Below are 7,909 nucleotides of genomic sequence, written 5' to 3' on the forward strand. Positions count from 1 at the left end.
TCTTTTCTGAAAATTGAGTTGATCGTTGCGCGCTCGCTTCAGCGTGTCAAGGCTTATACCCTTTCACCAGCTCTCCCCCAGCCCCAGCAGGCCCAGTATCTGCCGTCGCAGGTCAACCAGATAAGGATCATCCCGGTGCCGTGGGTAAGGCCGGTCAATCGTCAATTGCGCCTGGATCTTGGCCGGACGGTCGCTGAACACGATCACGCGATTGGCCAGCAGCAACGCTTCTTCCACATCGTGGGTGACCAGCAGGGCCGTATAGCCCTGGCGTTGCCACAGGTCGATCAGTTCTTTTTGCATGGCGATGCGGGTCAGGGAGTCGAGCTTGCCCAGGGGCTCGTCAAGGATCAGCAGGCGCGGTTGGTTGACCAGCGCACGCGCCAGCGCCACCCGTTGCGCCATGCCGCCGGACAACTGCCGCGGATACGCACGGGCGAACTGACTGAGGCCGACTTTTTCCAGGGCCTCGTCGACCTTGGCCGAATGGGTCTTGAGCAGGCCCTGGGCTTCCAGGCCGATGGCGACGTTGTCCCACACGCGGCGCCACGGGTACAGGGTCGGGTCCTGGAACACCACCACGCGGCTCGGGTCCGGGCCGGTGATGGCTTCACCGTCGCCCAGCAACCGGCCGGAGTCCGCCGGTTCCAGGCCGGCCACCAGGCGCAGCAAGGTGGACTTGCCGCAGCCCGAAGGCCCAAGCAGTGCCACGAACTCGCCCGGCGCCACGTCCAGGGACACCCGCTCCAACACCGGCAGGTGCTGGCCATCCAGGGCGAAGCCATGGCTGAGGTTGTCTATGCGCAGCGCCAAGCCTTCCGATGCCGATACTGCGGTTGCCAGGGCTACCATTTCATTGATCCTTTCTGCCAGGCCAGCAACCGGTCACGCACCAGGAACAACCCGGTGATCAACCCCGAACAGGCGAGTGCCATGATCAGCAATGCGGCGTACATGTTTGCGTAGGCGGCCCACCCTTGGGCCCATTGCAGGTACCAGCCGATGCCGGACTTAACCCCCATCATTTCTGCCACCACCAAGGTCGAAAACGACGCGCCCAGTCCCATGAACAGGCCGACAAAGACGTGGGGCAACGCGGCGGGAATCGCCACCTTGAAAATCAGGAAACCTTGCTTGGCGCCCAGGGTGCGCGCCACGTCGTAATAGGCTTTGTCCACGCTCGCCACGCCGGACCACGTGAGCACCGTGACCGGAAACCAGGTGGCCAGGGCGATCAGAAACACGCTGGCACTCCAACTGCTCGGAAACAGGAAAAAACACAGTGGCAACAGCGCCGTCGACGGCACCGGGCCGAGGATGCGCAGCACCGGGTGCAACCAATAGCCGATGCGCGTGGACCAACCGATGGCCACGCCAGCGATAAACCCGGTGATCGCACCGAGGGCCACGCCCGAGCCCAGCAACAACGCCGAATGCAGCAGGCTGTCGGCCAGCCGGGCGTAATCTTCGATGTACACCGCCAGCAAGGCCTGGGGCGGCGCGAAAAACGGCACCGGCAACAGCGCCAGCTTGGCGGTGAGCAATTCCCAGAGGCCCAGCAGCAGCGGCAAGGCGATCAGCCAGGGACCGGCATTGCGCAGGCGCAGGCCCAGTCTGGAGACTCTGCGCCCCAGCAGGCTCAGCACGAGGAACAGCACCGCGACACCCACGCACAGATTGGCCAGGCCTTGGGTCATCGGCCAATGGCGTGTCGCGTTGGGCCAGTAGCTGATCAACAGTGCAACGGCCAGCCAGGCCGTCACCACGGCGGCGCCCTGCCACGCGACCTTCAAGGTCAGCGGTGGGTTGAGGGTGGTTGCGTCAGCTGAAGACATCGGCGGTGATCTCCTTGGCAAACGCCAGCGGGTCGGTGCTCTTGCTGATCACTTCGACGGTTTTCAGGTCGGTTACGTAGGTAAGGATCTCCTGGGTCAACGCCGCGCCCACCGCGTGATGCCCGTGGGTATGGTCGTGAAGGATCGCCTGCACTTCCTCCACCGACGTGTTCAGCGCATGGGCCTGGAAGCCCTTGGCAACCTCCTCCGGGTGCTGCACGGAATAGTCGTGGGCCTCCAGAATCGCCTGGGTCAGCGCCGCGACCACGCGCTTCTCTTCACGCACCAGTTTGCCGGTGACACCGACCACGCAGCAGCTGAGGTTGGCGTATTCCTCCACCAGGTTGGTGGACAACTCACGCGCCACACCGGACTTGATCAGGCGGTACATGAACGGGTCGCTGCCGCTCACCGCCTGCACTTCGCCGCGCTCCAGCGCAGTGCCGAGCAAGTCGGCGGGATACAGGCGCCACTCGACATCGCGCACCGGGTCCACACCGTGTTTTTTCAGCAGGATCGAGAAGAAATTGCGGTCCGGGCTGGCCATGTCGGTCACGCCGATGGCCTTGCCCTTGAGGTCTTCCAGCTTGGTCACATCGCCCTTCGCGGCACTGAGCAAGCGCAGGCAGCCGCCGTGAGTGCCGGCGGTGAGCTTCACATCAAAACCCTGTTCCAGGGCCTTGAGCCAACGCAGCGCCATGCCCACGCCCGCATCGGCCTTGCCGGTGGCGATGGCCTCGAGCAACACCTCGGTAGAGTTGCCGAAGTTGACCAACTCCACGTCCAGGTTGTGCTTGGTGAAGAAGCCCTGGCCATGGGCGATGACCACCGGGGCCAGGCACACGGCATTGAGGTTGACCGCCAGTTTCAACTTGCGCGGGGCGTCGAGGCGGATGAACTCACCGGTGCCGGTGGGCTCTTGTGACGTGTTGTGGCCGGCGTGTTCGTCGGCGGCGAACCCCAGGCGTGGCAGCGACAGGCTGGCCAGGGTGATGCCGGCCAGGCCCAATAAACGGCGACGGGTTAAATGATCGAAATCAGCCATGCGAAATATCCCTTTTATCAACTCAGTAATGAAGCCCGCAGACCGTTCTTTGTAGTGAGCGGGCTTGCTGTGGTGAGCGGGCCTGCCCCGCGCTGGGCTGCGAAGCGGCCCTAAAACCAAACACCACGTGTTACCTGAAAGAACGCGGCGATCTTAGTGGGGCCGCTTCGCAGCCCAGCGCGGGGCAAGCCCGCTCACTACAGGATGAATAACCGCTCAACCCTGCAGCTCGGCCAGGCCCAGGTGCTCGCGCAGCGTCGACCCTGCATACGCGGTGCGAAACAAGCCCTTGCGCTGCAAATGCGGAATCACGCTCTCGACAAACTCGGTGAACGACCCCGGCAGGTACCCCGGAGAGATTACAAACCCGTCGCAACCGCCCTGCTCAAACAGCTCGGCCAACTGATCGGCAATCTGCGCCCCGGTACCCACCAATTGCGGCACGCGCACGCTGCTGGCGAAGATGCGCCCCAGCTGTTCCAGAGTGGTTTGCGGGCCTTGCATCAAGAGCTTTTCCGCGGCGGCCGGAGGGATCAGCGGCGACTGGGCAATCTCGGCCAGCGTCGCCGACAGCGGGAATGGCGACAGGTCCACATTCAGCTGCGAAGCCAGTGTCACCAGCCCCAACTCCGGCCGGGCCAACGCGTTGTGCTGATCGCGCTTGGCGCGGGCCTCGGCTTCGCTGCCGCCAATGAACGGCATCACCGCCGTCAGCACTTTGCAGCTGTCGGCGTCACGGCCTTGCTGCACCACTTGGGCGCGCACGTCATCACGGAACGCACGCATCGCCGCCAAATGCGGATGGATGGTGAAGATCGCCTCGGCCCAACGCGCGCCGAAGCGCCGCCCACGGCCTGACGAACCGGCCTGGATCAGCACCGGTCGGCCCTGGGGCGTGCGCGGAATATTCAGCGGGCCTTCAACCTTGAACCATTCGCCCTGGTGCTGCACCGAACGGATCAACTCCGGGTCCGCCAGCACGCCGCTTTCGCGATCCAGCTTCAGCGCGTCCTTGCCCCAGCTGTTCCACAGTTTCAGCGCGACTTCGACAAACTCATCGGCACGGTCGTAGCGCAGGTCGTGCTCCAGGTGCTTGTCCTTGCCGAACAGGCGCCCTTCGCTGTCGTTCATCGAAGTGACGATATTCCACGCCGCGCGGCCCTTGGACAGGTGGTCCAGGGTGGCGAATTCACGGGCGATGTGCGCCGGTTCGTAATAAGTGGTGGACCGCGTCGCGCCCAGGCCCAGCTTGCTGGTTTTGCCGACCAGGTAAGAGAGGATCGGCAACGGGTCCAGGCGCGTGGCGTCCTGGGCGCCATAGCGCAAGGCGAACGCGCGGGAGCCGCCCATTTGATCGCCCACCGCGAGGCGGTCGGCGAAGAACAGGAAGTCGAATAGCCCTTCCTCCACCACCTTGGCCACTCGTGCGTAGTACTCGGGGTCGAGGTAATTGCCGACGGTTTCCGGGTGGCGCCACACCGCATGGCTGTGCACCACCGGCCCACTCAACAGGAACGCGGATAAATGGATTTGGCGGCTCATGGCTTGGGTGTCCACACGCTGATGGCGCTGACCTTCAACGGCTTGGGAATCAGCTTGGCGGTGTAGTAGGTGTCGGCGATGCGCTGCTGCTCGGCGAGGTTTTCCACCTTGACCGGAATGATGTCGTAGCTGCGTCGGCTATTGGCGCGCTCCACGGTGGCCGGGGCGATATTGCCCCACAGCGGGCCGAGGATGTCGGCGGCTTCCTTGGGGTGGGCCTTCACCCATTGGCCGGTCTCGCGCAGGGTGTCGAAGGTCACCTGCAACACGTCCGGGTGGGCCTTGGCGAACTTAGTCGTGGCCAGGTAGAAACGGTTGTAGTCGGCCAGGCCGTCCTTGCCGTCGGCGATCACACGCACGTGGTGATCCAGTTGCTGGGAGGCGAGGAACGGGTCCCAGATCACCCAGGCGTCGACACTGCCATTGGCGAAGGCCGCGCCACCGTCCGGTGCTTCCAGATAGCGCGGGGTGATATCGGCCAGGGTCAGCCCGGCCTTTTTCAAGGCGGAAATCAGCAGGAAGTTACTGCCCGAGCCCTTGGACACCGCGACGGTCTTGCCCTTGAGGTCGGCGATGCTGTGGATCGGCGACTGGTCCTGAACGATGATCGCCTGGGCGCCCGGCGATGAGTTTTCCTGGGCGTAATAGGTCAGCGGTGCATCGGCGGCCTGGGTGAACAGCGCGAAGGCGTCGGCCACATCGGCGTGCAGGTCGACGCTGCCGGCGTTCAACGAGCTGAGCAGGCCGGTGCTGAATTCATGCCAGTTGACGGTGAATCCCAAGGGCTTGAGGCGCTGCTCCAACTGGCCGTTCTGCTTGAGCAAAATCCACAAGGTGGACGAGCGTTGGTAACTGATGTCCAGGGTTTGCTCGGCATGGGCCACCGCAGCGGCGAACAGCAAACTGGCGGCGACGATTAGTTTCTTGAACGTCATGAAAGGCCTTGGCGTGGGTGAGAAGAAGACAGCTGCATATGCCAAAAAACCGCGCAGGGCCTGGCAGTAAAGTTAATTCGATTATATTAATGACGAGAAATTATGAAAGAACCCTATAATTCTATCGTTATGCCCAATTCGTCAGAACGCGGAAAAAGCGCCCTAAGCTAAGATCCAAAGAGTATTTAACGAATGGTTTTTAGAACTTTAAGCTCAGGGCTATTTTGTTAGAGATCGAGCTCATCATGTCCCTACGTCGCCCCCTCGCCGCCGTCCTCGGGTTGCTGGCCTTTACCGTCGCAGTCAGTGCGCAGGCCCAGGAAACCGTGCGCATCGGTTACCAGAAATCCTCGACCCTGATCACCCTGCTCAAAACCCAGGGCACCCTGGAAAAAGCCCTCAAGGCCGACAACATCGACGTGAGCTGGCACGAGTTCCCCAGCGGCCTGCCGCTGCTGGAAGCGTTGAACGTGGGCAACGTCGACATCAGCGCCGACGTAGCCGACACCGTGCCGATCTTCGCCCAGGCGGCCCAGGCCAAGCTCACCTACTTCGCCCAGGAAGCACCCTCGCCTTCCGCCCAGGCCATCGTGGTGCGCAAGGACTCACCGATCCAGCAGCTGGCGGACCTCAAGGGCAAAAAGATCGCAGTGACCAAGGCGGCCGGCACGCACTACCTGCTGATCGCCGCGCTGGCCAAGGCGGGGCTGGCCTTTTCGGATATCGAGCCGGCCTACCTGTCACCCGCCGACGGTCGCGCAGCGTTCGAGAACAACAAGGTCGACGCCTGGGTCACCTGGGAGCCCTTCCTCACCAGCGTGCAACGTCAACTGCCGACACGCACCCTGGCGGACGGCACGGGGCTGGCCAGCTACAAGCGTTACTACCTGACCGGCACGCCGTACGCCAAGGCGCATCCAGACGTGTTGAACGTGGTGTATGCACAGCTGGAAAAGGCCGGCCAATGGGTGAAAACCCACCCGCAAGACGCGGCCAACGTGCTTGGCCCGCTGTGGGGCAACCTGGATGTGGCCACGGTTGAAGCAGCCAATGCGCACCGCAGTTATCAGGTGCAACCGGTGACGATCGATCAGTTGGGCGAGCAGCAGAAAATCGCCGATGCATTCTTCAAGGCAGGGCTGTTGCCCAAGGCCGTGGACGCCAAGGATGTACAAACCTGGAAGCCTTGAGGCCGTAACAGGTAACCACGATGCGAAGCGAGCCGCTGTTGATCCTGATCCTGATCCTGATCCTGATCTTGATCTTGATCTTGATCTCGCTTTTGATCTCAGGCGCCCCGTCAAACACGCTGGCCGGAATTCGACAGGGATTTGGGGGGTAAACCGGCAGGGATGCCGGTTTAGCCGCCCCGCGCCATGGATGGCGCGTGGCGGCGGCCCCCCAAATCAATGTCGGATTACGGGCACACCGAGCGTGAGCGAGGTGCCGAGTGTTGGGGCAAGAGCGTTTTGCTTACTTTTGCGCTTTTCAAAAGTGAGCCGCCGTAAGGGCGGAACCCATAGCGGCCGTTACCTAAATAACGGATATGTACCCGGTCTGATCCAACATCCTGATCGTCTACCAGGCCGCCAGCGGGAGCAAGCTCCCTCGCCACAGGTCCAGCGCCATACACAGAGTGGTGTAGATACCGATGCCCGATGGCGCTGAATCAGTCACCTGATGAATCGACTGACACACCGCTATCGGGGGCAAGCCCCCTCCCACATTTGCATCGGGGTCTAACCGTTAGATGGCGCTTGGCTGTCAGGCCGCCGGCGGGAGCAAGCTCCCTCGCCACAGGTCCAGCGCCATAGCCAGAATTGTGTAGATGCCCAAGCCCCGATGGCGCTGAATCAGTCACCTGATGAATCGACTGGAACACCGCTATCGGGGGCAAGCCCCCTCCCACATTTGGATCGCGGTCTAACCGTTAGATGGCGCTTGGCTGTCAGGCAGCCAGCGGGAGCAAGCTCCCTCGCCACAGGTCCAGCGCCATAGCCAGAATTGTGTAGATGCCCAAGCCCCGATGGCGCTGAATCAGTCACCTGATGAATCGGCTGACACACCGCTATCGGGGGCAAGCCCCCTCCCACATTTGCATCGCGGTCTAACCGTTAGATGGCGCTTGGCTGTCAGGCAGCCGGCGGGAGCAAGCTCCCTCGCCACAGGTCCAGCGCCATAGCCAGAATTGTGTAGATGCCGATGCCCCGATGGCGCTGAATCAGTCACCTGATGAATCGACTGGAACACCGCTATCGGGGGCAAGCCCCCTCCCACATTTGGATCGCGGTCTAACCGTTAGATGGCGCTCGGCTGTCGGGCAGCCAGCGGGAGCAAGCTCCCTCGCCACAGGTCCAGCGCCATAGCCAGAATTGTGTAGATGCCGATGCCCCGATGGCGCTGAATCAGTCACCTGATGAATCGGCTGACACACCGCTATCGGGGGCAAGCCCCCTCCCACATTTGGATCGCGGCCTAACAGTTAGATGGTGGTCGGCTGTCAGGCAGCCGGCGGGAGCAAGCTCCCTCGCCACAGGTCCCGCGCTATAGCC

At 62.5% G+C, this 7,909-nt stretch carries 6 protein-coding genes; 1 reads left to right on the plus strand and 5 read right to left on the minus strand.

Annotated features, from left to right (window positions below):
* Positions 1 to 63: 63 nt before the first annotated feature.
* From K7431_RS04580 to K7431_RS04600, 5 genes are all read right to left on the minus strand, one after another.
* Complete coding sequence (locus K7431_RS04580) at positions 64 to 852, minus strand: ABC transporter ATP-binding protein (RefSeq protein WP_012724858.1); 789 nt, start codon at positions 850 to 852, stop codon at positions 64 to 66.
* Positions 846 to 1,835, minus strand: coding sequence for an ABC transporter permease (locus K7431_RS04585; RefSeq protein WP_043205514.1), 990 nt, complete (start codon positions 1,833 to 1,835; stop codon positions 846 to 848). Before K7431_RS04585 ends, K7431_RS04580 begins: the two co-directional genes overlap by 7 nt.
* Positions 1,822 to 2,880, minus strand: coding sequence for an ABC transporter substrate-binding protein (locus tag K7431_RS04590; RefSeq protein WP_012724860.1), 1,059 nt, complete (start codon positions 2,878 to 2,880; stop codon positions 1,822 to 1,824). The genes K7431_RS04585 and K7431_RS04590 overlap by 14 nt, the downstream gene beginning before the upstream one ends.
* A 216-nt stretch (positions 2,881 to 3,096) precedes the next feature.
* Positions 3,097 to 4,422: an LLM class flavin-dependent oxidoreductase gene (locus tag K7431_RS04595; RefSeq protein ID WP_012724861.1), complete on the minus strand. Its 1,326-nt coding sequence runs from the start codon at positions 4,420 to 4,422 to the stop codon at positions 3,097 to 3,099.
* Positions 4,419 to 5,357, minus strand: coding sequence for an aliphatic sulfonate ABC transporter substrate-binding protein (locus tag K7431_RS04600; protein WP_012724862.1), 939 nt, complete (start codon positions 5,355 to 5,357; stop codon positions 4,419 to 4,421). Before K7431_RS04600 ends, K7431_RS04595 begins: the two co-directional genes overlap by 4 nt.
* 245 nt (positions 5,358 to 5,602) lie before the next feature.
* Here K7431_RS04600 and K7431_RS04605 point away from each other — a divergent pair, with 245 nt between their 5' ends.
* Complete coding sequence (locus K7431_RS04605; protein ID WP_043205515.1) at positions 5,603 to 6,547, plus strand: aliphatic sulfonate ABC transporter substrate-binding protein; 945 nt, start codon at positions 5,603 to 5,605, stop codon at positions 6,545 to 6,547.
* Positions 6,548 to 7,909: the final 1,362 nt, after the last annotated feature.

The organism is Pseudomonas fluorescens group sp. (assembly GCF_020093335.1).
GTDB classification, from domain to species: Bacteria; Pseudomonadota; Gammaproteobacteria; order Pseudomonadales; family Pseudomonadaceae; genus Aquipseudomonas; species Aquipseudomonas petroselini.

What these genes read in the sequence shown, in the direction of transcription:
- K7431_RS04595 (WP_012724861.1), bottom strand. Translation starts at nt 4,422, where the DNA reads ATGAGCCGCCAAATCCATTTATCCGCGTTCCTGTTGAGTGGGCCGGTG.
- K7431_RS04585 (WP_043205514.1), bottom strand. Translation starts at nt 1,835, where the DNA reads ATGTCTTCAGCTGACGCAACCACCCTCAACCCACCGCTGACCTTGAAG.
- K7431_RS04580 (WP_012724858.1), bottom strand. Translation starts at nt 852, where the DNA reads ATGGTAGCCCTGGCAACCGCAGTATCGGCATCGGAAGGCTTGGCGCTG.
- K7431_RS04590 (WP_012724860.1), bottom strand. Translation starts at nt 2,880, where the DNA reads ATGGCTGATTTCGATCATTTAACCCGTCGCCGTTTATTGGGCCTGGCC.
- K7431_RS04600 (WP_012724862.1), bottom strand. Translation starts at nt 5,357, where the DNA reads ATGACGTTCAAGAAACTAATCGTCGCCGCCAGTTTGCTGTTCGCCGCT.
- K7431_RS04605 (WP_043205515.1), top strand. Translation starts at nt 5,603, where the DNA reads ATGTCCCTACGTCGCCCCCTCGCCGCCGTCCTCGGGTTGCTGGCCTTT.